Raw genomic sequence first — 24,981 nt, forward strand, 5'->3', positions numbered from 1 at the left:
TCAGCCATCGCGCGACCTTCTCCTGAGCCGGAAGCCCCGGCGATTTGGGCGATCCGGGCACTCGGCCGGTCGCCGGGCGGCGTCGAGGGAGCTGTTGTTGGTGATGAAGGCGTGGAAGTGCAGCCAGGGCAGCTCGTGGGCGAGGATCAGCACCGCGAGCAGGAAGGTGACGGCCGAGGCGAGCAGGTTGCCGTAGCCGAAGAAGGGGAAGCCCAGGGGCAGCAGCGCCGCCGTCAGCGTCCCGTTCAGGACGCAATACGTCGCCGAGACCGCGAGGGCGTGCCGGCGCAGGTCGAAGTACAGGAGGAAGATGAAGCAGAACGAGGAGCTGGTCTGGAACACCATCCCCACCAGGGCCGCCCGGAGGATGCCCATCTGGCTCGCGCGCAGGCCGAGCGGTTCGATCGCCACGTAGGAGACCAGGATGGCGATGAGGGCGACGGCCGCCAGGGCGACGAACAGGCCGAACAGCTTGGCCATGACGAAGCGCGACAGGCGTGCCTGCATCTGCGTGAGGTCGCGTCGGCTCACCCTGTGAGCGAGGCTGCCGTAGAAGGCGCGGCTCAGGCGGAAGAAGTTGGTCTCCACGTGGACGAAGAACACCGCCAGGATGGGGATCGAGGCGAGCTGCGCCCAGAACATCGGCGTGTCGTAGTTCGGCATGGTCCGGAAGACGCCCCCGGCCGTGGTCACGCCGACCGGGGCGGCGAACCACATGATCAGCTTGTCGACCCAGAGGCCGAGGGCGCAGGTGAGCCCGATCAGCGGCAGGTCCCAGTGCGTGCGCAGGGTCCGCGCCAGGGCGGCGTCGGGGATCAGTCCCAGCCCGTATTCCTGCAGCAGGCGGCGGGCGAGAACGAGGTCGATGATTGTCAGGCCGATGTTGAAGGCCGTGAGGAGGCGCCGCGGCTCGCGGCTCGGGTCGATCGCGATGAGGGCGACCATGATGGCCGCGCCCGCACCGAAGGCCACGGCGACGACGACGTAGCTCCGGATCGCTCCCATGAAGGGAATGAGGAGCCAGGCCGCCCCCATCAGCATCAGGTTCTGCAAGCCGGCCAGGGAATCGGGGCCGGGCAGGTCCGCCGCGAGCAGGTAGAGCGGCCCGGCGACGACGAGGGCGAGGCCGGCGAACAGCCCCTGGGCGGCCACGAAGGCGTAGGTCACGCTCGCGTCGCGCTTCAGCCAGATCCGGTCCGAGACGAAGCGCGTGCAGACGAAGGCGATGGGCCCGGTCAGGATCGCCGAGATCAGGGCGTTGTAGATGATGACCGAGCGGAAGAGCGACAGGCCGGGGCAGTCGCCGGAGGGGCAGGCGGCGAGGTCGATGCCGCCGATCGCCAGCACGGTGAAGATCCAGGGGCCGGCCACCAGCAGGGCCGCGTAGACGTAGGCGCCAGCGGTGCTGGTCAGGGAGCGGCCCTGCGTCATGCGCTCGAGGGCGAAGCCTAGGCCGGCCATGGCATCCTCCCGGTCTCCGGAACGCGGTCGGGTGCGGGCGGCGGGTCGAGGGAGGCGTAGAGCGCCTCGTAGAGGCCGATCACGCGGTCCTGGTCGAACACGGCTCGGATGCGCGCCCGGAGGCTGCGGCCCATCCGCGCCCGCAAGGCGGGGTCGCGCAGGAGGCGCGCCAGGGCGTCGGCCGTCGCCTGCGGATCGCAGGCGCGCACCACGAACCCGCCCGCCGTGTCGGAGCCGGGGCCGTCCGGCCCCTCCAGGATCTCGCGGCAGGAGCCCACATCCGTGGCCACGGCGGGCAGGCCGGCGGCCCCGGCCTCGAGGATCGCCAGGGGCTGCGCCTCGCTGAGGCTGGTGAGGGCGACGACGTCCGCCTGTCCGTAGAAGGCCGTCACGTCGCGGACGCGCCCGAGGAAGCGGACGGTGTCGTGCAGGCCGAGCTGGCGCACCAGGTCCCGGCACTCGGCCGCGTAGGCCGGGTTCTCGTCGTCGGGCCCGACGATGAGCGCATCGACGTCGGGCACCTGGCGGCGCAGCAGGCCGGCGGCCTGGATGAAGGTGCGGATGTCCTTGATCGGCACGAGGCGCCCGACGAGCAGCACGGTCGGGCGGCGCGGCTGCGGGCCGGGCGGGAGGTCGGCGAATCGGTCGAGGCGGATGCCGTTGGGGATCGCGCGCAGCTTCGCCTCCGGTGCCCCGTCCTCGATCTGGTAGAGCTGGTTGGTGCGGAACTGCGTCGTGATCCGGTCGGCGGACTCGTAGGTGATGCGCGCCATGGCGTTGAAGGCGTCCAGCCAGACCCGGCGCAACTCGGGGGCGGCGCCGGTCGCGTCGTATCCCCCGGCGCCCGACTCGTAGATCCAGTCGGCGATGGAGAGCTCGATCCGGCGCTCGTTCGTGTAGATGCCGTGCTCGGTCACCACGAGGGGCCGGCCCGTCAGCGTCTTGGCCCGGGCCCCGAACAGGCCCGGATAGCCCGTCGAGAGGGCATGATAGACCCGCGCCGGCGGGATCGGCGCCGTGGCGACCGCGATGAGGCTGCGGGCCAGGAAGCGCCAGGTCCAGAAGAAGTCGACGAAGGGCGCCCCCGGCAGCATCGCCTCGTAGATCCGCTCGAGGGCGGTCCAGGCGAGACGCGAATCGAGCAGGGCGCGCTGCCCGAACGCGCAGCGGTCGAGATCCCGCACGCAGCGGGCCCAGGCCTGCCCCCCGCCATCGGTGAGAACGGCGCACAGGTCCCGGAGCATCGGCGCGATCCGGTCCCGCCCGCCCAGGAGCGGCAGGCGTCCTGGCGGGCAGGCATCGATCGAGACGTCGACGATGCGCTCGACGTTCGGGGGCAGGTCGAATTTCGGGGTGCGGTCCTGGTTCGAGATCGTGAAGGCCACGAGGCTGAAGCGCTTGTCGGGCAAGCTCCGGATGTAGCTGTCGGTCCAGGACGAGACGCCGCCGAGGAGATACGGGTAGCCCCCCTCCACGAGCAGGCAGACGTCCGACGGGGGCGGGGCGGCCGGGGGCGGCGGCGCGCTCACGCCCCGCCCTCCCCGTTCGCCGGCTCGCCCGCCGCGCCGCCGGCGGCCTCGATCGCGGCCCGAAGCGCCCGTACCGCGCCGTTCGCCGGCTCGGCCGCCAGGGCCTGGCCCGCGGCGACGCGGGCGGCGGCGATCTCGGTGCGGGCCTGGAGCGGCTCGGTCAGGCCCGATCCGGCATAGGCCAGCCTGGCCTGCGCGAGGGCGATCCAGGGGGCGGCCGTTCCCGGAGCCTCGGCGGCGGCGGCCTCCAGGGCGATGAGCTCCCGGGTGAACCGGGTCTGCAGTTTGGCGAGGACCGTCGAGGCCAGGACGCGCACCGAGGCATCGGAATCCTGGAGGGCGGCGCGGATCACGTGGCCGAGGCAGGGGTCGAAGCGCCGGCCGACGATCGCCAGCGCCTCGAACTTGGCCTCCTTTCCGCCGGTGGCCATGACGTCCGCCAGGGCGACGACTGCGCTCGCATCGCCGATCCGCAGCCGCCTGTCGCGCAGGTCGCCGGCGAGGCGGCTGCAGGCGGTCCGAACGTCGAGCCGGCCCTCCGCCTCGACCCAGGTCCCGAAGGCCTGCACCGTTCGCAGGCGCACCGCCGCGAGGTCGGGGAGCGCGAGGCCGATCGCCAGGAGGGTGCCGAAGGGGCCGGCGACGAAGAGCCAGAGGGTGAGATGGGCGAGCCGCGCCGCCTCGCCGGGCGGCTGGTCGGCCTGGACGGCGCGCAGCCCGACCAGCAGGCAGAGGGCGACGTGGCCCAGGAGGATGACGGCCGGGCCGGCCAGATCCCGGACGAGCGCGCCGGCCAGGGCGACCTCGCCGAGCGCCGCTGCGAGGGCGACCGCGGCGGGGGACGGGCGCAGGCGCCGGCCGCCCTCCCAACCGGTCCGGGGTCGCGCGGCGACCGTGGCGGCGAGGGGATCGGGGATGTGGATCATCATCGTTCCGTTCCCGCCATCAGGCCGCCCATGGCCACCGCCATCTCCTGAGCCCGCGGTGCGGCCTCGGCGATGGTCTGGTTGGCCAGCAGCCCCTCCACCAGGAGGAGGCCGCGCGGGCCGGGGGCGTCCCGGCCGGGAATGGAGACGGCGAGCACGGCGCCGGGCGGCAGCCTGCGGGCGTCGATCGCGCGGTCCCGGCGCCAGATCCGGTCCGGCGCCTGCGCGACGGCCTCGGCCAGGGTCGCGTCCACCACCGGTGCCGTCTCCCGGTCGCGCGGTCCGCCCTCCCCGACCGTGGCCAGGGGGGACAGGCCCTGCGGCGTGCAGGCATAGACCGTGAGCCGGGAGGCGCCCACGATCCGGCGGCCGACCTCCGCGAGACTGGTCGCGAGATGGACGCTGTCGCGGGCGTCCAGGCAGGCGAAGGCCCTGCCCACGGCGCCGAGGGTGCGGGTCTCGGCGGCGAACCGGAGCTCCAGGCGACCGATCTCCGCCATCGCGGCGGACAGGCCGCGGCCGAGGCCGTCGGCTTCGAGGAGGGCGTCGTCGCGCTGCTGGCGCAACTCGGCCGCGTGGAAGATGTGGAGGCTGCGCAATCCGCCGAGGACCAGGGCGCAGGCCAGCCACGCCGTCGGTTCGGCGACGATCTGGCGCGAATAGGCGTAGTAATCCTGCGTCGCGAGTTGCGACGGCAGCGCGGCGCTGTAGAGGGCCAGGGTCGCCGCCAGCGTGGCGAAGACGCCGCCCGCGAGACCGTACTGCGCCGAGATCAGGACGACGGGAATCCAGAACGGCCGCGGCGTCATCCAGTCGTAGCGGCTGCCGTCGAAGAAGAGATGGTCGGCCAGGACCAGGAGGAGCACGAGCCCGATCGCCTCCGGACCGTAGCGCCGCCATCCCAGCGGCGGGCCGGACCGGTCCCGGTCCAGAGTGCCGCTCTCATCCGCCGCTGCAGCCGTCACGGCCTGCTCCCTCGAACTCGTCGCGGCGGGGCATCGAGGCGGATCGCCGGCCTGCCGCGAACTCTGTCAAACAAGGCGAGCAGAGCAGGAATTCGGCCTCTGCGGAATATCCCCGAGACTAGCGATCTCGGATTACAGTCATATCCGAGCGATCATGCTTCCGGATTACTGGTGTCCGAAGATGTCATCGCCCGAACGGACGAAGCCGCGCCCGGCATTTCGGGCGCGGCTTCGGTCGGGGATCTCTCGGGACGCGAGGTCGTGCGTCAGGCGTTGTGCCCGGCGGACAGGGACTGCGCGGCCACCGCGTGCTCGGCGGAGGGCCGGGCATGGAACCAGGCGCCGCCGAGATGGGGAGCCCAGGACACCACGCCCTTGGTGTTGACGAGATAGGCGAGTTCGGTCCGGTTCTTGGCCTGCAGCTTCTTCATGATGTTGCGCACATGCACCTTCACCGTGTTGGTGCACATGTTGAGCTCGTAGGCGATCACCTTGTTCGGCTTGCCGATCTGCAGGACGCCGAGCACGGCCGCCTCCCGCTCCGTCAGCCGGACCGACCCGCGTCCCCGCGCCTCCGCGGCCGGACGCGCGGGGGGCGTGCAGACGATCCCGGACGGGACGAAGCAACCGCCCGCCAGCACCAGCGCGATCGCGCTCTGGGCGACCTTCACGGAACTCGTCATCGGGATGAAGCCGCTGAGGCCGCGCCGCATGGCCTCCGTGACCTGGTGGTAATCCTCGATCTCCGACAGGAGGACGACCGGAACCCCCGGGCTGACGTTGGCGAGGGTGTCCAGCTCGCTCTCCATCTGGGCGATGCTCCGGTGGGTCGCCGCGATGACGATGGCCGAGGCCGGCGGCCGCTCCTTGGCCGCCTTCTGCCAGTGGCCGACGGTGCAGAAACCCAGAACCTGGGCGGTGCCGGCATTCTTCTGGATCTGGGAGATCAGGCTCTCCCGGAACAGGATTCGAGGGTCGATGATGACGATGGTCGATTCGTCATCCCTCGCAACTGAAATGTCGGATTCGATTGCGACGAGTGACATTGCGTAGCCTCCCCTTGCGATCATCGTGGTGCGCCCGACTCGCTCGCCGCCCCGGAACTCGAAGACACGTAGCGCGACAATTTGATCGATTACCGTGAGCAATAATGAATTACAAGCGATTACTGAATAAATGGCAAGATGCTCACTTTTGATAAAAATCGATTGCTTTCTGGATTGGAGCAGGCATGGATCTGTGGATCGATCGTCTGTCTCGGTCCGGACTCCAACTTCGATGGTCGGATCGAAAGCTGGTCAGGGCGCAGCCGGGGCCTCGGCGCGATTCCGCCGAGACCCATGGCCCGAGTCCCACGGCCCGAGTTCCATGCCCCGAGTCCCCTGGGCCCAGTCCTGCCCGCCGGATCGGCGCGGCAGGGCCCGGTCGGCCGCGTCCTACACGATCACGAAATCGGTCTGGTTCAGCGCCACCCGCGTGGCGAAGGTCGCCACCGCGATCGCGGCGCCCCCGCCCCCGCCGTCGGGGTCCCAGAACAGCGTCTGGGACGCGCTGTTGAACAGGAACTCCGCATGCGCCTTCGTGGCCTGGCCAGCCGTCGTGGAGACGGTCTCGAACCAGTCCACCGGGAGTGGACCGGCGCTCAGCCCGTAGACGGAGCCGCGAACCGCGAGCTTGTCGCCCTGCGCGGCGGAGAAATCCGTCACGCGATCGGTGCGCGTGCGGTTCGGCGCGTCGAAGAGGAAGGTGTCGGCGCCGAGCCCGCCCGTGAGGGTGTCGCGTCCGCCGCCGCCCTCCAGGCGGTCGGCACCGCCGAAGCCGGAGATGCGGTCGTCGCCGCTGCCGCCGACGAGGATGTTGTTGAGGGCGTTGCCGGCGGCGGTGAAGGCGCCGCTGCCCGTGGAGATCAGGTTCTCGACGTTGCCCTGCAGGGTGTAGGCGGCGAGGTCGGTCCTCACGGTATCGGTGCCGCCGCCCGCCGCCTCCACGACGGAATCGCCGATCCGGACGATGTAGGTATCGTCGCCGAGGCCTCCGACGAGCCGGTCGGCCAGAGCGTCGACGCCGCCGTCGAGGAGGTCGTTGCCGCTTCCACCCAGGATGTTGTTCGCCAGGGCATTGCCGGTGCCGGTGAAGGAACCCGTTCCCAGGAAGGTCACGGTCTCCACGTGGTCCGTGAGGGTGTAGCGCGCCAGGGTCGTCTGCACCGTGTCGGCACCGGCACCGGCCGCCTCGATGACGATGTCCCCCGGATGATCCACCACGTAGGTGTCGCCGCCGCCGCCGCTGCTCATCGTATCCGCTCCGGCCCCGCCGTTGAGGAGGTTGGCCCCGGCATTGCCGGTGATCGTGTTGTCCAGCGCGTTGCCGGTTCCGTTCAGGTTGGCGGTGCCGGTGAGGATCAGAGCCTCGACCTCCGCGGGCAGCACGGCGCTGATCGAGCTGCGCACCAGGTCGATGCCGCCGGCCGCCGCCTCGATCACCCGGTCCGCGGCGGTGTCGACGACGTAGACGTCGTTGCCGCGGCCGCCCGTCAGGGTGTCGGCGCCGAGGCCGCCGTCGAGCAGGTCGTTGCCGGCGCCCCCCGTGATGGCGTTGGCCAGGGCGTTGCCGGTTCCGGAGGCATCGCCGGGGCCCGTGAAGGCTAGGTTCTCGACGTTCGCGGGCAGGCGATACGCGGCCAGGGTCGTCTTCACGAGGTCGGTCCCGCCGCCGGCGGCCTCGACGACCCGGTCGCCCGCGTCGTCGACGAGGAACGTGTCGTTGCCGGCGCCGCCTGTCATGCTGTCGGCACCGAGGCCGCCGTCGAGGGTGTCGTTCGCCGCGCCGCCGTTCAGGGTATCGGGACCGGCGCCCCCGATCAGCACGTCGTCCCCGGGCCCGCCCGTGAGGACGAGGCCCGCCACCGTGCCGGCGAGGCCGACCGTGACGTCGTGCGCGCCGGTGCCGACGAGGGCGAGTTCGAGCCTGTCGCCGACGAGGCCGACGACGGTCGCGCCGGTGACCTGCGGCGTGCGCCCGGCGGGATCCACGAGGTCGATGACGACCGTCCCCTCCCCGACCACCGAGAACCTGAGGTTCGTGCCGTCCCCGGTGACGGAGATCAGGTCGGACCGGGACGGCAGCGCGGTGATGTGGGTGACGTCGTCGGGCACCGCCCCCAGGTTGATGGTGAAGGTCCCGCCCGTCCGGGCGACGAAGACGCTGTCCGCGTCGTAGGCGTACCAGTTGGCGACGCTGCGGATGCCCGCGGCGCCGTCGAGGTCCAGGGCGAACTTGCCGGCGGCGGCCGACCCCACGGTCGCCGTGATGGCGTTGCCCGCCGCGTTGAACGCGAAGTCCAGCGTCGACGCGTCGAAGGCCGCCACCCGCTGCGCGAGGTCGTTCAGGGTCACGAATTCCGAACCGGCCTGGTAGGCGGTCTGGATGAAGGTCGTGAACATCTGGGCCGTGTAGCCGGGCACGGCCGGCGGGTCGGTCTGCCAGACGGTCGGCCCGTAATCGTGCCAGGGCCAGACCACCACGGGCAGGTCGGCATGGGATTTCAGGGCCGCCCATTCCGCGGCCCAGGCCGCCGACGCCTCGGCCGCCGTCTTGCCCTGGAAGCCCACCAGGGTGAAGTCGAAGGAGGTGTCGGGCGCGATGTAGACCGCGTTCCTGTCGCCCGGCGACAGGTAGCCGATCGCGCCCGGATAGCCCGCGCCGGCCAGGGAGGCGCCTCCGCTGATGTAGGAGAAGTAGGGATCGATCAGCCGCGCGGTCGCGAGGGTCTCGGCCGCGCCCGGAACTGCCGCACCGGTGATCGGGATGCCGAGCTTGTCCTGCAGGACGAGCTTCGACTGCTCGAACTCGAACTGGATCTGCGCCGGCGTGAGGAGATTCGTGTCCTCGGGATGCGTGTAGGAATGCGTTCCGATCTCGTTCCCCAGCGCCAGGATCTGCCGGTAATACGGCAGGGACCTGGCCCAGTCCGTGCTCTGGTCGGGCGCGGCGTTGCCGATATTGACGTAGTAGGACCCGACGAAGTCGTAGGCCGCCTTCCACTGGGCCAGGATGGGCAGGAGCTTGTCGTAGATCCCCTGGCCCCCGCCCTCGGGGCTGACGTCGTAGACCTGCTGCGACTGGTCCATGTCCGTGCGCGATGCGACCAGGGCCGATTGCCGGCTCATCTGCAGGCTGACGGAGGGACCGTTCGACAGGCCGGCCGACCAGTCGAGGGCGTGGCCGAGCATGTTGTTGTCGGCGAGCAGGTTCTCGTTGGCGAAGTGGACGTTCCGGCCCCCCGTCTGGGTCGCCAGGACCGCGCCGTGGCTCGCCCCGCCGGCCATCTGGTTCGCCAGGACCGTGGCGGTGCCGTCGACGGCCCGGAACCAGGAGGTCGACAGGCCGGCATAGTCGCGGATCGTCTCGCCGGCCGTGTAGCCCGCCATCACCGGATTGGTCGTCGACGCGGCCGTGACGCTGACGGCCCCGAGGCCGGCGCCGCCCTCGCGGGTCAGCCCCAGCAGGCTCTTCATGGTGGCGTAGGGGTCGCCCGGCAGCAGGTTGCCGGCCGCGTCGTTGGTCATGAAGTTGCCGGCGGTGACCAGCCCGACGCCGTAACGGTAGACGGCATCGGTGAGCGTGTCCTGGATCGCCGGGAGCTTGTCGAGGGCGACGCTGCTCATGGAGGGGAAGATCAGCGCCTTGTATTGCGAGATCGTGGCGAGGTCGGTCAGGTCGTTCTCGGTCAGGAGATCGAACGGCACGCCGGCCATCGCGGCCTGGTTCTGGGCCGCCATGAACAGCTGCGCGTAGGCCGTCTCGCTGAAATAGGTCTTGGCGCTCGACGCCGAGTGGACGATGCCGACCTTGATCCCGTGATTCGCGACGGGCGGCAGCGAGCCGGTGTCCTTGATCGTGTAGCGGTAGGACCCGAAGTCGTTCGGCAGGAAGAGCTGGTCGTTGATGTCGAGCTGCAGGTCGATCGCCCGCGGGGCGTTCGCCAGCGCCGATTTCGGGATCGCGATCTCGACGATCCTGTGGTCGCTCGAGGTCCCGTAGCTGACCGGGCCGACGAGGCTCTGGCCGGCACCGCCCGTATAGAGGGCGGGCGCCAGGTTGTTGCTGAAATTGATGTTGTATTCCGCCCCGACCCGATTGCCGAAGACCTGATAGCTCGTCGCCGCGTTGCGGTCGGTGTTCAGCCAGACCGTGGTCCCGGCGCCGATGGCCACGGCGGACGAGATCGCGACCACGTAGGTGTCGCCGACGTAGCGGCCGTAGAGTTCGTAGCCGGCCTGGCGGGCGCCCGGGAGGTCGATCCGGTCCGCGCTCGTCCAGTCGGACAGCGTGCCGTCGAGGGTGAGCGGGCCGACGGTCGGGCTCGGCTGGGCGGTGGCCGGCGCCGAGACGGTGTAGCCGCCCGCGGCGTAGTTGCCGGGCAGGAACACGGTGTTGTTCACATCGATGAGGACGTCGGTGGCATGGGTCGTGGCGCCGACCGCCGCGATGGGCACGGAGATCTCGAGGGTCTGGTTGCCGGCGCCGTAGGCGTGGCTCACCGGACCCGAGACGAAGGTCTGTCCGTCCGCTCCCGTGTAGAGATACGGCTTGCCGTCGGTGAAGACGTTCACGTTGTACTCGGCCCCGCCGGTCGCGCCGAAGATCTGGTGGCCCGTCGCGGCGTTGCGGTCGGTGTTGAGCCAGAACGTGGTTCCGGCTCCGATCGCGACGCCGTTCAGCGAGCGCAGGGCGAACAGGAACTGCCCGTTATCGACCTTGCCGAAGACCTGCCAGGCCGGATTGCCCGTCTGCACCCTGTCCAGGCGGTCGGACTCGGTCCAGTCGTTGAGATTGCCGTCGATCAGCATGTCGAACGTCCTCCCTCCTGTCCGGTCCCGGCCGGCAGAGCGTTTCGCGTGGAGGCGGAGCCTTCGGCATCGGGCCGGACCCGCCGCGTTCTTCCCGATCGCGCGAGACGGGCGTCATTCGCGCGAATATAGGCTGAACAAAAAGGAAGCATCACCCTAATACCTTTGCGGTATATCTTGGGGTATCTACCTCTTGGCGACGATCCTGTGCTGCAATTTGGTCAAATTCAATACTTGTTTTCCAAATTTTTACTTGTTTTCATGATGGGGCGAGATTCGAGCCGGGGCGACGACTCATGGTGATCTGGTACGGCCGTTCGTCGGCCCGTCTTCGTCGGGAGCCCCGGTCCGCGGGGACGGTGGGGCGGCCATGAGGATCGACTGGCGCTTTCTCGGCGTCTGGGTCTTCGCGGCCGCGGCGACCGCCTACGCCCTCTCGCCCGGCTCCGAGGAACAGCTCGCGATGCTGGCGCGCGACGGGCGCAGCAGCGAGGCGGCGAGCGAGCTGGCCCGCCTCCTCGCCCTCGGGCGTCGGGACCCGGCCTTCCTCGCCGCCGCCGCCCGGGCCCTCGAATCCACCGGCGACCGGGTGCTGGCCGAGGATCTGCTGGAGCGCTACCTCGTGGAGCGGCCGGGGGACGTCCAGGCCCTCGACTGGCTCGCCGGCCTCTACCAGGCCTCCGACGACCGGCCCGCCGCCACCCGCACCCTGGCGACCCTGGTGGCCCTGGCCCCGACCCGCCCGCGCCTCTGGGCGCTGCTCGATCTCTACCGGGCACAGGACCGTCTCGACGAGGAGCGCGCGTTCCTGAAGGGAATCGCCGACGAGGCGATGCTGCGGCCGGTGGACGTCGAGCGCCTCGGGCTCCTCCTGTCCTGGGCCGGCGAGCGGCCCGCGGCCCTCGCCGCCCTGCGCCGGGCCGATGCGCTGATCCCGGCCGTGCAGGAGACGGGCCGGATCGTGCTGTTCGACCTCCTGCTGGCCGAGGGCCTGCGGGACGAAGCCTTCGCGCGGGCCGGGCGCTGGATCGCGGATTGGCGCGACAAGCCCTGGCTCGGCGTCCACGTGGTGCGCCGGATGGCCGCCCGGGGGGACCCGGCCGCCGCCGTCGCCCTCGGCGCGCAGGTGATCGCCCTCAGCCCGGGAACCCGCTTCTACCTGGCGCGGGTGGTGGCCGAGGACGGCAGCCGGCGCATCGCGACGGCGCTCCTGGAGGACTGGGCCCGGGGCGGGGCGGAACCCTCCTCCGACGAGGTCGCCGGCTACGTCGCGGCCGCCTACGCGGTCGGCGACCTCGCGGCCCTCTGGCGCAAGGCCGCGTCCCTCCTCGCCGAGCCCGGCTGGCACGGGGCACAGATCGCGATCGTGGAGGCCCTCGCCCTGCGCTACGGTCTCGAAGCGATCGCGCCGCTGCGGCCGCGCCTGTCCTGGGCGGCCCTGCGGCGCCAGCCGCTCTTCGCCGCGCGGCTGGCGCTGCACGAGGGCAATCCGGTGCTCGCCCGCCGCGCCCTCGAGGGGGTCGAGCCGGAGGCCCTGAGCGCGCCGGCCCGGGCCGAGTGGATCGCGCTGGTCGGCCTCGTCTCCGGCGATGCGAAGGCCCTGGCGGCCCTGGGCGACCTCCTGCGCCGCGATCGTCTCCCCCCGGACCTGATCCCGGTCCAGCTGCGGCTGGCCCAGCGCCTCGGCGACGCGGTGGCGCAGCGCCTGGGCCTGGACGCCCTGCGCCGGAGCGCCCGGCCGCCCATCGGGGCGCTGGCGCAAGTCCCGCAGGCGCAAGTCCCGCAGGCGCAACTCCCGCAGGCACAGGTCCCGCAATCACAGGTGCAGCAGGCACAGGTCCACCAGGCCAAGGCGGAGCCCGATGCCCGGAGGGTGCAGTGACCGGCGCCCCGCACGCCGGGCCGAACCGCGCGGTCGAAGCCGGCCCCGAAAGCAGGCGGCCCCCGAAATCCTGTCCGACCCGAGATTCCAAGGAGCCGAAGCCATGTCGAGATGCCGAACCGTCGCCTTCGCGGTCCTGACCCTCTTGTCCGCCACGGCGGCACGGGCCGAGGGCGGGCCGGTCCTCCGCTCCGGGGACCGGCTCAAGATCACCTTCTACGAGACCATGGAGATCCCCAATCCGGCGCCCGGCGACAAGGGACAGGCCGCGGGCGCGGCCGCGGTGATCCAGACCTTCTACCAGCGGGTGGATCTCTCGGGCGAATACGCCATCGAGCAGGGCGGGGCGCTCTCGCTGCCGTTCTTCGGCTTCGTGCCGGCGGCCGGCAAACCCCTGGAGACCCTCAAGACCGACCTGATGGGCGTGTTCGAGACCGCGTTCGGCCGGCATGGCGGGGTCACCGTGGGCGTCGTGCAGCGCGCACCCGTCTTCGTCGTCGGGGCCGTCCGCACGCCGGGCGCCTATCCCTATGCGGGCGGGATGATCGTGCTGCAGGCGGTGGCCCTCGCGGGCGGGCGCGACAGGGACCCCGCCACCCTGTCGGGGGTCGTGGAGACCCTGCGCGAGCGCGAGCGCGAGGACGGCGCCCGCACCCGCCTGAAGCGCGCCCTGGCGCGCAAGGCCGCCCTGACGGCGGGCCGGACCAGCACGGAGACGCAGGAGCGGCTGCGCAGCCTGGCGGGGGCCGAGGAGGCCACGGCCCTCCTCGGAGCCGAGGCGAAGGTGGTGCGCCTGGAGGCGAACCTGCAGACCGGCGACGAGGGATCGCGCCGGGCCGCCGCCGAGGCCTCCGGCACCGAGGTCGAGCTCCTGCGCAAGCGCCTGGAGACCTACGGCGCCCAGATCGCGGCCCGGGGCGACCGCCTGCGCACCATGGAGGCGCTGTTCTCCCGCCAGGTGGTGGAGAGCGAGCGCGTCGCCGACGTCCGCCGCGACTTCATCGACATGGAAGGGCGCCGGCGCGAATACGAGGTCGGCATCCTGCAGGCGGAACTGCGCCAGCGCCTGGCGCGCGAGGCGGTGGAGCAGGGCGGCGCCCGACAGCGGCTCGCCGCCGAGCGCGAGATCGCCCTGATCGATGCCGAGATCGCGGCGGCCGAGCGCGCCCTGTCGACGGCCACCGTGGTCGGCGCCACGATGAGTGCCGGCTGGTCGCGCGACCCCGCCCTCGCCTACCGCATCGTGAGGAGCGGCGCCGCCGGCCCCCAGGTCCTCCCCGCGACCGAGATCGACAGCCTCGAGCCCGGCGACGTGCTCAAGGTCGTGCTCGATCCCGGCGGCGACGAGCGTCCCCGGAGCGTCACGGCCCAGGCCGCCCCGCCCCGGGGCGACGCGGTGGCGCCCTAGCGACCGGGACCGGGCCCGGCGGGCGCGCCGTTCTCGTCCGGCTCGACGTCGCGGCGCGCCACCGCGCGGATCGCGGCGGCGGCCTCGGCCGGGCGGGTGATTCGGCATCCGCGCCCGCGTCCGGTGGTCGTGGATGCGCCGCGGCGACGGACAGCCGGGGCCGTCGACCCGCACCGAGTCGCGCCTGCGCGAACCTCCCCCCGACTGGTCCTGCACCGTAGCGCGATCGGATTAGAGCAGGTTCCCTCTTGGGTGCTGCCGCTAAGCCCACCAAGGCGGTTGCCAGAAAGTCTTAAAAACCCGTTAATCCTCCCCGTGTGAATAATATTTGTCTGAAGCAAATTCAGTTTTCATCGAGGAATTCAGGAGGGTACGATGCTTGAAGTCGTTCCAGGTCGGGTGGATCATCATATGAGATCTTCCGAGGCTGTGCATGGATCGGATTTCTACGGCGCGGTATCCGAGCGGCTGGGGCCGCAGGGGGCGCCCGCGCCGGCGATCAAGCAGGCGGTGGTGATGGCCGGCGGCAAGGGCACGCGGCTCCATCCCTACTCGGCCCTGTTTCCCAAGCCCCTGATGCCGCTCAACGACATGCCGGTCCTGGAGCTTCTGCTGCGGCAGATGAAATGCGCCGGCATCACCGACGTGATCCTGGCGGTGAACCATCTCAGCCATCTCCTGGAGGCCTTCTTCCGGGACGGCGAGCGCCTGGGCCTCAACATCCGCTACCGGCTGGAGGACCAGCCGCTGGGCACCGCCGGGGCCCTCGGGGCGATGCTGGACGACCTCGACGAGGCGTTCTTCGTCACCAACGGCGATCTCCTGACGACGCTCAACCTCAAGCACATGATGGCCGCCCACCGCGAGGCCGGGGCCGACATCTCCATCGGCGTGTTCGAGCGGGAGGTGAAGATCGATTTCGGCCTGATCGAGATCGACGAGCGCAGCCGCATGACGGCCTATCGCGAGAAGCCCAGGAGCACGCATTTCGTCAGCATGGGGGTCTACGCCCTGTCGCGGGAGGCGGTGCGCCAGCACCTCGTGCCCAACACCTATCTCGACATGCCCAACCTCATCGCCAAGGTGAAGGCGGAGGGCGGCGACGTGGCCTGCTTCCACGAGGATTGCGTCTGGCTCGACATCGGGCGTCCGGACGACTTCGCCCTCGCCCAGCAGATGTTCGTCTCCGATCGCAGCCTGTTCCTGGCCTCGTGAGCCGATGGCGTCGCACCAGCCGGGTGGCGGCATCCTGATCAGCGGCGCGGGCGGCTTCATCGGCCGGGTCCTCGCCACGCATCTCGACGGGCGCGGGCTGCCCGTCGCCACGGTCGGCACCCGGCGCGACGTCCGGGCCGAGCACTGGACGGTGGCCCCCGGGCACTGGAGCGTCGCCACCTGGGGCAAGGCCCTCGACCACTTCCGGCCCGCCACCGTGTTCCACCTGGCGGGGGCGACGCAGGGGTCGCCCGAGGGCCTGCAGGCGGTCAATCTCGGCCTCGCCCAGGCGCTCTTCGCCGCCCTCCGCCGCACCGGGCAGCGCCCGACCGTCATCCTGGCGGGCAGTGCGGCCGAATACGGCGACGCCGTGGTCGACGGGGTGCCGGTGCGGGAGGACGCGGCCTGCGCGCCGCTCACGGCCTATGGCCGGAGCAAGCTCGCCCAGACCCGGGCCGCCCTGACCTTCGCGGCCGAGACCGGAATCCGCGTGCTCGTGGCGCGGATCTTCAACCCGATCGGGCGCGGGCTGCCGGGCCACCTCGCGCTCGGCGACTTCGCCCGCCAGATCGACGCGATCGGTCCCGGCGGCGGAACCCTCACCACCGGCGACATCGAGGTCTGCCGCGACATGCTCCTCGTCGAGGACGTCGCCTGGGCCCTGGCCGAACTCGCCGCCAATCCGGCGGCGTCCGGGGTGGTCAACCTCTGCACCGGCGTGCCGACCCGCCTCGGCGACCTGCTGGAGGGCATGATCGCGGCCTCCGGCAAGCCGATCGCGATCGCCCGCGACCCCGCCCGCCTGCGCCGCGGCGAGCGCCGGGTCATCGTCGGCTCGCCCGACGCCCTGGCCGCCCTCGGCGCGAAGCCGCCGCGGCGCGACCTGCGCCAGGCCGCCGGCGCGATGCTGACGGCTCCCCCGCGCGCCGCCTGATCCCGGCGGATCGCGCCCTCCTCCCATCCCTTCAGGAGACCAGCCATGTGCGGAATCGTCGGAATCGTCGGCCGCGAGGCGGTCGCGGGCCCCGTGGTCGAGGCCCTGCGGCGCCTCGAATACCGCGGATACGATTCGGCCGGGATGGCGACCCTGGAGGCCGGCCGGCTGGAGCGGCGGCGGGCCGAGGGCAAGCTCGTCAATCTCCAGCTCAAGCTGATCCAGTCGCCGCTCACCGGCCCCATCGGCATCGGCCACACCCGCTGGGCGACGCACGGGCGCCCCAACGAGACCAACGCCCACCCGCACGCCACCGCCCGGCTCGCGGTGGTCCATAACGGCATCATCGAGAACTTCCGCACGCTCAGGCGCCGGCTGGAGGCCGACGGCGTCGCCTTCGTGACCGAGACCGACACCGAGGTCGTGGCCCAGCTCGTGAGCTGGCACATGGAGCGCGGCCTGGACCCGGTGGAGGCGGTGGCGACCACCCTGCCCCAGCTGCGCGGCGCCTTCGCCCTCGCCTTCCTGTTCGCCGGCGAGACCGACCTGCTGATCGGGGCCCGCCACGGCGCGCCCCTGGCGGTGGGCTTCGGTGCGGGCGAGACCTATCTCGGCTCGGACGCCCTGGCGCTGGCCCCGCTGACCGATTCGATCACCTACCTGGAGGACGGCGACTGGGCCGTGCTGACCCGCCAGGGCGCCGAGATCCGCGACGCCGCGGGCGCGCCGACCGCCCGGGCACGCCAGACCATCGTCACCCAGAATTACCGGGTCGACCGCGGCAACCACCGCCACTTCATGGCCAAGGAGATCCACGAGCAGCCCGAGGTCGTCGGCCGCACGCTCGCCCACTACATCGACCTCGCGGCGAGCCGGGTGCGCCTGCCCATGGTGCTGCCCTTCGCCTTCGCCGACCTGACGCGCCTGTCCATCACCGCCTGCGGCACGGCCTATTATGCCGGGCTCGTGGCCAAGTACTGGTTCGAGCGCCTGGCGCGGCTGCCCGTCGAGATCGACGTCGCCTCCGAGTTCCGCTACCGCGAGGCGCCGCTGCGCCGCGGCGAGGCCGCCCTGGTGATCTCGCAATCGGGCGAGACCGCCGACACCCTCGCCTCCCTGCGCTACGCCCGCGCCCAGGGCCAGCACATCCTGGCGGTCCTCAACGTGCCGACCTCCAGCATGGCGCGGGAATCCGACGCGGTGCTCCCGACCTTCGCCGGTCCCGAGATCGGGGTCGCCTCCACCAAGGCCTTCACCTGCCAGCTCACGACGCTGCTCTGCCTCGCCATCGCGGCGGGCCGGGCCCGGGGCCATCTCGACGAGGCCGAGGAACGCCGCCTCGTCGATGCGCTGATCGCCGTCCCCGGCCTGATGGCGCAGGCGCTGCACCAGGAGGCTGAGATCCAGGGCCTGGCCCCGGAGATCGCGAAGGCCCGGGACGTGCTCTATCTCGGCCGCGGCACCGCCTATCCCCTCGCCCTCGAGGGCGCCCTGAAGCTCAAGGAGATCTCCTACATCCACGCCGAGGGCTACGCGGCGGGCGAGCTCAAGCACGGCCCCATCGCCCTCATCGACGAGGCGATGCCGGTGATCGTGATCGCGCCGCACGACGCGGTGTTCGAGAAGACGGTGTCGAACATGCAGGAGGTCGCCGCCCGCGGGGGCCGGATCGTCCTGATCGGCGATGCAACCGGTGCGGCCGCGCACGGCCTCGACACCCTGGCGACGCTGACGATGCCGGAGGTCGAGCCGGCGGTGGCGCCGATCCTCTACGCCGTTCCGATCCAGCTCCTCGCCTACCACGCGGCCGTGACCATGGGGAAGGACGTGGACCAGCCCCGCAACCTCGCCAAGTCCGTCACCGTGGAGTGACGCCGGCGCCGGCGTCGGCGGACTCGGCGGGCGGGACGGCGGCCCGGGCGGGGCCACCATCCTGGCATACCAGACCCGCGCCCGGCGAAGTGGTGCCGGCCGGCGGACCCGGTAGGAAGGACGGACGCTTTCCTCCCAAGGCGAACACCTCCCCCCGCCCGGCTCCGGCCGCGGCGGGTTTCTTGTGTTCGCGTCAGGATTTCGGGAACGGCCTGTCGGCCTTGGCGTGGCGCGGCTTGACCCGGGCGTAGCGGGCCGCGGGTGGCCGCTCCAGATCTGTCCGATGCGGATCTTGGCGACTCAGATCTTGGCGCTGCGGAGTTCGGCGATCCAGGCGCATGTCGCCGTAATAGTCGTTCCCGCTCGGTCCGAAGGAGCCGCCGGCGACGACGCCGGGCCTGTCGGGCACGCCCATCAGGAGGTCGAGCGGCCCGGCCGATGCCGCGGATGCGGGGAGCAGGGTGCAGAGGATGAGGCCGGCGGCCGGACGGTAGCGCATTCCCGGAGCCTATCACGGCGCGGCTGCAGGGACCCTTAACGCGGGTCCGGACCGAAGCCGTAGAGCCGGTGCGGGTTGTCGACAAAGAGCTTGCGCCGCCGCTCGGGGTCCGGAACCCAGTCCGCCATCAGGTCGAGCAGGTTGCCGATGGCCGGCATCTCGCCCCAGGTCGCCACGTGCGGCCAGTCCGAGCCCCAGAGGCAGCGGTCCGGCGCGGCCTCGTTCAGGGCCCGCGCGAACGGGAGGGTGTCGGCGTAGGGCGGCCCCGCCGTGGAGGTGCGGGACGCGCCCTGGAGCTTCACCCAGGCGCCGTCGCGCACGAGTTCGACGAGGGTCCGGAAGCCCGGATCGTCGTGGCCGGCGGAGGTGGGGACGTGGCCCATGTGGTCGATGACGACCGGGACCGGCAGGCGCGCCAGGCGGGACGCGACCGGCGGCAGGTCGCGGGCATCGAGGAGGAACTGCAGGTGCCAGCCCATCTCGCGGGCGAGCTGCCCGTAGGCCTCGACGTCGGCGAGGCCGACGCCGCCGCCGAACAGCACGTTGAGGCGAAGCGCGACGATTCCGGCCTCCTTGAGCGCCGCGAGTTCGCGGTCCGGCAGCCCGAGGGGGATCACGGCGACGCCGCGCAGGCGCCGGCGCTGCGCCCGCAGGGATTCGAGCAGGAGGCGGTTGTCGGTGCCGTGCACGCTGACCTGCACGAGGACGCCGTAGGCCATGCCGGTGGCATCGAGCATCGCGAGGTAGTCCCGCGCCGTCGCGGCCGGCGGCGTGTAGCTGCGCGGCCGGACGAAGGGATGATCCGGCGGGAGCCCGATGACGTGGGCATGGGTGTCGACGGCCCCCGGCGGGACGGCGTAGCGGGTCGGCCCGCGCGGGTGGGCCTGCGGCCCCGGGCAGGCCGGGGCCTCGTCGACGGAGGGGACGGCCTCACGCATCGGCATGGAGGACGCGGCCCCGGGTTTCCGGCAGCGCGTAGGCGGCCGCGAAGAACAGGATGTAGGCGCCCACCGCGAACAGGCAGATCGCGTTGGCGAGGGTCGTGGTCTGCGACAGGGCCCCGACCAGGAACGGGAACAGCGCACCGACGCCGCGGCCGAAATTGTAGCAGAAGCCCTGCCCCGACCCGCGCAGCCGCGTCGGGTAGAGTTCGGTGAGGAAGGCACCCATGCCGGAGAAGTAGCCGGAAGCGAAGAAGCCCAGCGGGAAGCCGAGACCCCACAGGATCTCGTTCGAGAGCGGCACCTGGGTGTAGACGAGGATGACCGCGATGGCGCCGAGGGAGAACACCAGGAACAGGCTTCGGCGTCCGTAGCGGTCGGCGAACCAGGCCCCGGCGAGGTAGCCCGTGAAGGAGCCGGCGATCAGCGCGGCGAGATAGCCGGTCGAGGACACGATCGAGAGCTTGCGCTCCGTGGTCAGGAAGCGCGGCACCCAGAAGGTGATGGCGTAGTAGCCGCCCTGGCACCCGGTCGCGACCAGGGAGGCCAGGACCGTCGTCCTCAGGATCGGGCCGGTGAAGATCTCCCACAGGGCGGGCCGGTCCCCGGCGGCGGCGGCCCGCGCCCGCGTCTCGGCGGCCACCGCCGGCTCCTCGACATAGGCCCGGAGGTAGAACACCAGCAGCGCCGGCAGGGCGCCGAGGGCGAACATCCAGCGCCAGGCCTGCTCCGCCGGCAGGAGGGAGAACAGCCCGGCCTGCGCCAGCACGGCGAGCCCCCAGCCCACCGCCCAGCCCGACTGCACCGAGCCGACGGCCCGGCCGCGATACTGGGCGCGGATCGTCTCGCCCATCAGCACGGCGCCCGCCGCCCACTCGCCGCCGAAGCCGAGCCCGAGGAGGGCGCGGCAGATCAGGAGCTGGTTGAAGTCCTGGACGAAGGCGCAGAGCAGCGAGAAGAACGAGAACCACAGGATGGTGAACTGCAGGGTGCGGACGCGGCCGATCCGGTCCGCGAGGTAGCCCGCGCCCCAGCCGCCCAGGGCCGAGGCGAGGAGCGTGACCGTGCCGGCGAGACCCGCCGTGCCGGCATCGACCTTCCAGAGCTGGATGATCGTCCCGATGACCAGCGGGTAGATCATGAAGTCCATGCCGTCGAGCGCCCATCCGGCCGCGCAGGCCCAGAAGGTGCGCCGCTCGGGCGTGGTCATGTCGGCGTAGAACCCGGTGAGGCTGGTATCCTCGATCGCCACGGCCGCCCCCGGGGCGGCGGGCTGAACCTCGGTCCTCACGGCCATGCCGCCTCCCCCCTCGCCCCGCGCGGCGTCCCTCGCGCCGCCAAACGCTAGCCCACGGCGGTGCGCCTGGGTAGCCGCATCGCGGCGGACAGGCGCGGCGGCCGACGCGCCCCCGGACGGCGCCGGACTCGGCCGGCCTGGCCGCCCATCATGCCCTGCATCCGGGCGAGCTGGACGATGTGGCGCTGGATGAGCGCAATGGCGCCGCGGGCGATGCGGTGGAGCTGGGGGTCCTCCCCCGTCTCCGCATCAGAGCCATGGATGGCGTAGGCTTCCTGGTGCCCCCGCAGCGACGCGTTCACGACGGTGGCGTCGGCGTGCGGGCCGGGCTGGGTCCCGGACCGCTGCGACAGGATCTGCGCCTTACTGCGCGTCGGCGGTCATGCCGCTGGAATGCGGCGCCGTGAGAGCGCCCCCCGGCGGGCGCGCCGTCCCTATCGGGCGGCGCTTCGTCGAGGGGCGCCCTGTCGAGGGAGATGGGCGTCGGGACGGCCCCGGCGGGTGTCGGCCGAGCGACCGCCGTGCGGGTGACGGCCAGGGCCGCGGCGGCGGTCGGCAGGCCGCCAGGAACGTCGCGACGATGCATTCGGGGGGCTCCAGGGCGATCCGGCGTGCACCCGGGCGGAAACGCGCCGCTCAGGGCCCGTCACCGGGAACCGATCTTTCGGAGATGATGGTCCCCGGACTTGTGGCGCGCCGCGCTGGTGCCGCCACGAGTCTCGCAAGCCTGGATTCTTGCGCGGCTCCCCGGGTCTGGTCCTGGTCTCAGGGCCGATGCGGCGGGTGCCGGCGCCTCAGTTCTGCTGCGGCGCCTGCTGGCCCCCGCCCTGCTGCGCGTCCTTCTTGTTCGCCTTGCTGTGCCCGACCGCGCATCCGGCGGCGGCGCCCACCTTCCCGTGCCCGGCCAGATGCCCGGCCGCTCCGCCGACGAGGGCGCCCTTGATGCAGCCCTTGGCTTCGGCGGGACCCGCGAGGGTCACGGGGCCGAGTGCCAGGCCGAGAACCAGGCCGAGCGCGAGGCCGGCCTTGCAGGCGAGACGGGTCTTCATGGGGGACTCCTCCGGTTGTCGTGACGGGCCAACCGAAGGCGGGCGCGCGGGGTTCCTGCCGGGACCCGAGTCCTGCCGCGGGTCGCATCCTGCCGGGAGCCGGAGCGAACGGCTGGGGATACGGGCGGCCCCGCCCATTGCCGCCGACCGTTCGTCCGCCACATGAGGCGGATGGCCAGCGATCTTGAGCACGAACGGCATCGCCGTCCCGGGGAGCTATCCCCGCCGACCCTGAACGAGGCCACCCGGCTTCGTCTCGGTCGCCAGCTGCAAGCCCTCTACGAGCCCGTCATCGACGAGCCCCTCGACCCGCGCCTCGCCGAGCTGATGCTCCAGCTCGACGCCGACCGCGACGCGTCGATGCCCTCCGGCCGATCGGCCTGAGCGGTCGACGCCTCGCGGAGCCGTCATGCGGGAGATTCCCGATCCATGGCCACGACGCGACGAGCCGCGGAGACGATGCCGTGACGCGGACGCCGAGAGGGCGGATGACGGCCCTGGGCCTCCTGGCCTCTCCGCTGGCCTGTCTCCCGGCCCCCCTGCCGGCGGCCGCGCAATCCGCCCCGAACCTCCCGGCGCTCCGCGGCCTCGCCCCCGTCGGCGTCCTGGGCGGGAGCGAGGCCGCCGCCCTGTCCGCCGCCCGCCGGACCCGGCCCGCCACCAACCCCTGAGCCCGGGCGGACGGGCCGCGCCTCAGGGGCCGGCCGCCGCCGCGAGCCAGCGGCAGAACGCCTGGACGGAGGGATCGTCCGCCCGGGCCTCCGGCACGTAGGTGAAGTAGCTCCGGGCCGGCAGGGACGGACCGGGGAAGGGGCAGGTCAGCCGGCCCGCCGCGAGATCGTCGGCGATCAGCCGCTCCGGGCCCATGGCGACGCCGAGGCCGTCGAGGGCGGCCTGGAGCGTCAGGTAGAAGTGCTCCAGCGTCACCGAGGCCTGCGGCACCAGGCCGGGCACGCCCGCGGCCTCGAGCCATTGCGGCCAGACCCCGGGCAGCGTCGCCGCGTGCAGGAGCGTGTGGTTCCGGAGCTGGTCCGCCTCCGCGAGGGGCTGGCGCCGCAGCAGGGCGGGACTGCAGACGGGCAGGCGCCGCTCCGACAGGAAGGGCCGCGCGCGATGGCCCGGCCGCCCATCCGGCCCGCCCCGGATGGCCACGTCGAAGGGCTCGGCCAGGTTCGCCAGGGGCACGTTCGAGGTGGTCAGCCGCACCTCCACGGCAGGGTTGGCGCGCTGGAAGGCGGACAGCCTGGGGATCAGCCAGCGCAGGGTGAAGGTCGCCAGCGCGTTCACCCGCAGGAGGCGCGGCCGGCCGCGCTCCACCTGGCGCGTCGTCGCCAGGGCGATGCGGTCGAGGGCGGCGCCGATCTCGGCCAGATAGCTCGTCCCCGCCTCCGTCAGGACCACCCGCCGGTTGTGACGCTCGAACAGCGTCTGGCCGAGCCACGCCTCCAGCGCCTGGACGTGCCGGCTCACCGCCCCGTGGGTGACGCGCAGCTCCTCGGCGGCCCGGGTGAAGCTGGCATGGCGCCCGGCGGCTTCGAAAGCCTTCAGGGCGTTCAGGGGCGGCAGGCGGCGCAGCACGGGTCAGGTTTCCTCACGCGAGCGTCAGCATAAGGCGTTTGTCAGCCGCGGACGAGCGGGCGATCCTGCGTCGGCAAAACAGGACCCGTTCCGCATGCCGCCCGCACAGAATCCGACCGCGCCTGCCGGCGCCGGCACCGTCGATGCCCCGCCCCGCCCGGAGGCGCCGCGGATCCTGGCTGCGGTCGGGCTCAACCACGCCCTGCACGACGGCTATACGGACCTGATCTACGTGCTCCTGCCGGTCTGGCAGGCGGAGTTCGCCCTCGGCTACGCCGCCCTCGCCCTGCTGCGCAGCCTCTATAACGGCGCCCTCGCCGCCCTGCAGATGCCGGCGGCCCGGCTGGCGCAGCGCCTCGGCGCGCGCAGCGTGCTGGTGCTCGGCACCCTGCTCAGCGCCGGCGGCTACGCGCTGGCCGGTTCCTCGGGAAGCCTGGCCGGGCTCTGCCTCGCCCTCACCCTCGGGGGCATCGGCAGCAGCACGCAGCACCCCCTCGCCTCCGCGGTGATCGCCCAGGCCTATGGCCGGACGGCCCGCGGACCGCTCGGCACCTACAATTTCACCGGCGACCTCGGAAAGGCCAGCGTGCCGCCCCTCCTCGGTCTCCTGCTGAGCCTGACCGATTGGCGCACGGCGCTCTGGCTGATCGCCGCCCTCGGCCTCGCGGTGGCGCTGAGCCTGCTGCGGTTGCTGCCGCGTGACCGGGCGTCACGGGACGGGCTGCCGGAGAAGTCCCGGCGCGCGGCCGGGCGCGACGGCACCGGGAGCGCCGGCTTCGGCCTGCTCGTGGCCATCGGCACCCTCGACAACGCCGCGCGCCCGGCCTTCCTGCTCTACCTGCCCTTCCTGCTCCAGGAGAAGGGCGCCGGCCTGACCACGGTGGGCTTCGCCCTCTCGGCCGTCTTCCTCGGGGGCGCCCTCGGCAAGGCGGTCTGCGGATGGTTCGGCGAGCGCTTGGGCGTGACGCGGACCGTGGTCCTGACCGAGACCGGCACGGCGCTGGCGATCCTCGCCGTCACCGTGCTTCCGCTGGGGGCCGTGCTGGGGCTCCTGCCCGTGCTCGGCCTCATGCTGAACGGGACCTCTTCCGTCCTCTACGGGACGGTGCCGGACCTCGCGCCGGGCGGCCGGGTCGAGAGGGCCTTCGCGGTGTTCTACACCTGGACCCTGGGCGGCAGCGCCCTGGCGGCCCCCCTGCTCTACGGCCCCCTGGGGGACGCCGCCGGTGCCCAGACGGCGATGCTGGCCGCCGCCGCCACGGCCCTCGCCGTCGTGCCCCTCATGCTGGCCCTGGCGCCCCGTCTCCGGACCGCCGCGGCGACGGCGCGCCCCTGAACGAGGGGCCCGGGCGGCCGAAAGCGCCCGACGGAGGTCCGCCGCACGCGAAACGAAGGGGACGCTCCCTCGACCGCATCCATACCCCTCCCCCATGCCGTCGAAATCCATCCCGTCGAAATCCCTGCCGTCGATCCCGGCCGAGGGCCCGCGCCCGGGCGCGACGGATCAGGCGAAGAAGCGGTTGGCCGGGCGCGGCAGGCCGAGATGGTCGCGCAGCGTCGTCCCCTCGTAGTC

Annotated in this window: 20 protein-coding genes; 8 read left to right on the top strand and 12 right to left on the bottom strand. The window is 72.3% G+C overall.

Features of this window, described 5'->3' with window-relative positions; translation table 11 throughout:
* The 6 genes from pelG to AC3WLN_RS15605 all read right to left on the bottom strand — a co-directional run bounded on the left by pelG (position 1) and on the right by AC3WLN_RS15605 (position 10,733).
* Positions 1-1,461, bottom strand: coding sequence for an exopolysaccharide Pel transporter PelG (gene pelG / locus AC3WLN_RS15580; RefSeq protein WP_492482672.1), 1,461 nt, complete (start codon positions 1,459-1,461; stop codon positions 1-3).
* Entirely contained in the window at positions 1,449-2,990 is a 1,542-nt protein-coding gene (gene pelF, locus AC3WLN_RS15585) for a GT4 family glycosyltransferase PelF (protein WP_492482674.1), read from the bottom strand. Before pelF ends, pelG begins: the two co-directional genes overlap by 13 nt.
* Positions 2,987-3,919, bottom strand: coding sequence for a hypothetical protein (locus tag AC3WLN_RS15590; RefSeq protein WP_492482676.1), 933 nt, complete (start codon positions 3,917-3,919; stop codon positions 2,987-2,989). The genes pelF and AC3WLN_RS15590 overlap by 4 nt, the downstream gene beginning before the upstream one ends.
* A complete protein-coding gene (locus tag AC3WLN_RS15595) occupies positions 3,916-4,881 on the bottom strand; it encodes a hypothetical protein (RefSeq protein ID WP_492482678.1) in 966 nt (321 codons plus the stop codon). The genes AC3WLN_RS15590 and AC3WLN_RS15595 overlap by 4 nt, the downstream gene beginning before the upstream one ends.
* Positions 4,882-5,147: 266 nt before the next feature.
* Positions 5,148-5,927, bottom strand: a complete 780-nt coding sequence (locus AC3WLN_RS15600; RefSeq protein WP_492482680.1) for a response regulator transcription factor — start codon at positions 5,925-5,927, stop codon at positions 5,148-5,150.
* A 390-nt stretch (positions 5,928-6,317) separates the two neighbouring features.
* A complete protein-coding gene (locus AC3WLN_RS15605) occupies positions 6,318-10,733 on the bottom strand; it encodes a polysaccharide deacetylase family protein (RefSeq protein ID WP_492482682.1) in 4,416 nt (1,471 codons plus the stop codon).
* A 370-nt stretch (positions 10,734-11,103) separates the two neighbouring features.
* Here AC3WLN_RS15605 and AC3WLN_RS15610 point away from each other — a divergent pair, with 370 nt between their 5' ends.
* The 5 genes from AC3WLN_RS15610 to glmS all read left to right on the top strand — a co-directional run bounded on the left by AC3WLN_RS15610 (position 11,104) and on the right by glmS (position 18,044).
* Positions 11,104-12,615: a hypothetical protein gene (locus tag AC3WLN_RS15610; RefSeq protein WP_492482684.1), complete on the top strand. Its 1,512-nt coding sequence runs from the start codon at positions 11,104-11,106 to the stop codon at positions 12,613-12,615.
* A gap of 103 nt (positions 12,616-12,718) precedes the next feature.
* A complete protein-coding gene (locus tag AC3WLN_RS15615) occupies positions 12,719-14,023 on the top strand; it encodes a polysaccharide biosynthesis/export family protein (RefSeq protein ID WP_492482686.1) in 1,305 nt (434 codons plus the stop codon).
* 411 nt (positions 14,024-14,434) lie between these two features.
* A complete protein-coding gene (locus AC3WLN_RS15620) occupies positions 14,435-15,238 on the top strand; it encodes a sugar phosphate nucleotidyltransferase (protein ID WP_492482688.1) in 804 nt (267 codons plus the stop codon).
* A gap of 4 nt (positions 15,239-15,242) precedes the next feature.
* On the top strand, positions 15,243-16,172 hold the full coding sequence (locus AC3WLN_RS15625; RefSeq protein ID WP_492482690.1) for an NAD-dependent epimerase/dehydratase family protein: 930 nt from the start codon (positions 15,243-15,245) through the stop codon (positions 16,170-16,172).
* 45 nt (positions 16,173-16,217) lie between these two features.
* Positions 16,218-18,044, top strand: a complete 1,827-nt coding sequence (gene glmS, locus AC3WLN_RS15630; RefSeq protein ID WP_492482692.1) for a glutamine--fructose-6-phosphate transaminase (isomerizing) — start codon at positions 16,218-16,220, stop codon at positions 18,042-18,044.
* A 193-nt stretch (positions 18,045-18,237) separates the two neighbouring features.
* On the opposite strand, the gene AC3WLN_RS15635 is transcribed toward glmS, so the two are convergent.
* The 5 genes from AC3WLN_RS15635 to AC3WLN_RS15655 form a co-directional block, all read right to left on the bottom strand.
* Positions 18,238-18,543, bottom strand: coding sequence for a hypothetical protein (locus AC3WLN_RS15635; RefSeq protein WP_492482694.1), 306 nt, complete (start codon positions 18,541-18,543; stop codon positions 18,238-18,240).
* Positions 18,544-18,578: 35 nt separating this feature from the next.
* Positions 18,579-19,481 (bottom strand): amidohydrolase family protein, encoded by a 903-nt coding sequence (locus AC3WLN_RS15640; protein WP_492482696.1) that lies wholly within the window; start codon positions 19,479-19,481, stop codon positions 18,579-18,581.
* Entirely contained in the window at positions 19,474-20,781 is a 1,308-nt protein-coding gene (locus tag AC3WLN_RS15645; RefSeq protein WP_492482698.1) for an MFS transporter, read from the bottom strand. The genes AC3WLN_RS15640 and AC3WLN_RS15645 overlap by 8 nt, the downstream gene beginning before the upstream one ends.
* 47 nt (positions 20,782-20,828) lie before the next feature.
* Positions 20,829-21,083 (bottom strand): hypothetical protein, encoded by a 255-nt coding sequence (locus tag AC3WLN_RS15650; RefSeq protein WP_492482700.1) that lies wholly within the window; start codon positions 21,081-21,083, stop codon positions 20,829-20,831.
* 492 nt (positions 21,084-21,575) lie between these two features.
* Positions 21,576-21,830 (bottom strand): hypothetical protein, encoded by a 255-nt coding sequence (locus AC3WLN_RS15655; RefSeq protein WP_492482702.1) that lies wholly within the window; start codon positions 21,828-21,830, stop codon positions 21,576-21,578.
* 171 nt (positions 21,831-22,001) lie between these two features.
* Between AC3WLN_RS15655 and AC3WLN_RS15660 the strand changes: the two genes are divergently transcribed.
* Complete coding sequence (locus AC3WLN_RS15660) at positions 22,002-22,214, top strand: hypothetical protein (protein WP_492482704.1); 213 nt, start codon at positions 22,002-22,004, stop codon at positions 22,212-22,214.
* A 104-nt stretch (positions 22,215-22,318) separates the two neighbouring features.
* Positions 22,319-22,501, top strand: coding sequence for a hypothetical protein (locus AC3WLN_RS15665; RefSeq protein WP_492482706.1), 183 nt, complete (start codon positions 22,319-22,321; stop codon positions 22,499-22,501).
* 22 nt (positions 22,502-22,523) lie between these two features.
* Here AC3WLN_RS15665 and gcvA read toward each other — a convergent pair whose 3' ends face one another.
* Positions 22,524-23,408: a transcriptional regulator GcvA gene (gene gcvA, locus AC3WLN_RS15670; RefSeq protein WP_492482708.1), complete on the bottom strand. Its 885-nt coding sequence runs from the start codon at positions 23,406-23,408 to the stop codon at positions 22,524-22,526.
* Positions 23,409-23,502: 94 nt separating this feature from the next.
* Here gcvA and AC3WLN_RS15675 point away from each other — a divergent pair, with 94 nt between their 5' ends.
* Positions 23,503-24,744 (top strand): MFS transporter, encoded by a 1,242-nt coding sequence (locus AC3WLN_RS15675; protein WP_492482710.1) that lies wholly within the window; start codon positions 23,503-23,505, stop codon positions 24,742-24,744.
* The last annotated feature ends 237 nt before the right edge of the window (positions 24,745-24,981 follow it).

Source organism: Methylobacterium sp. FW306-05-D (assembly GCF_058782155.1).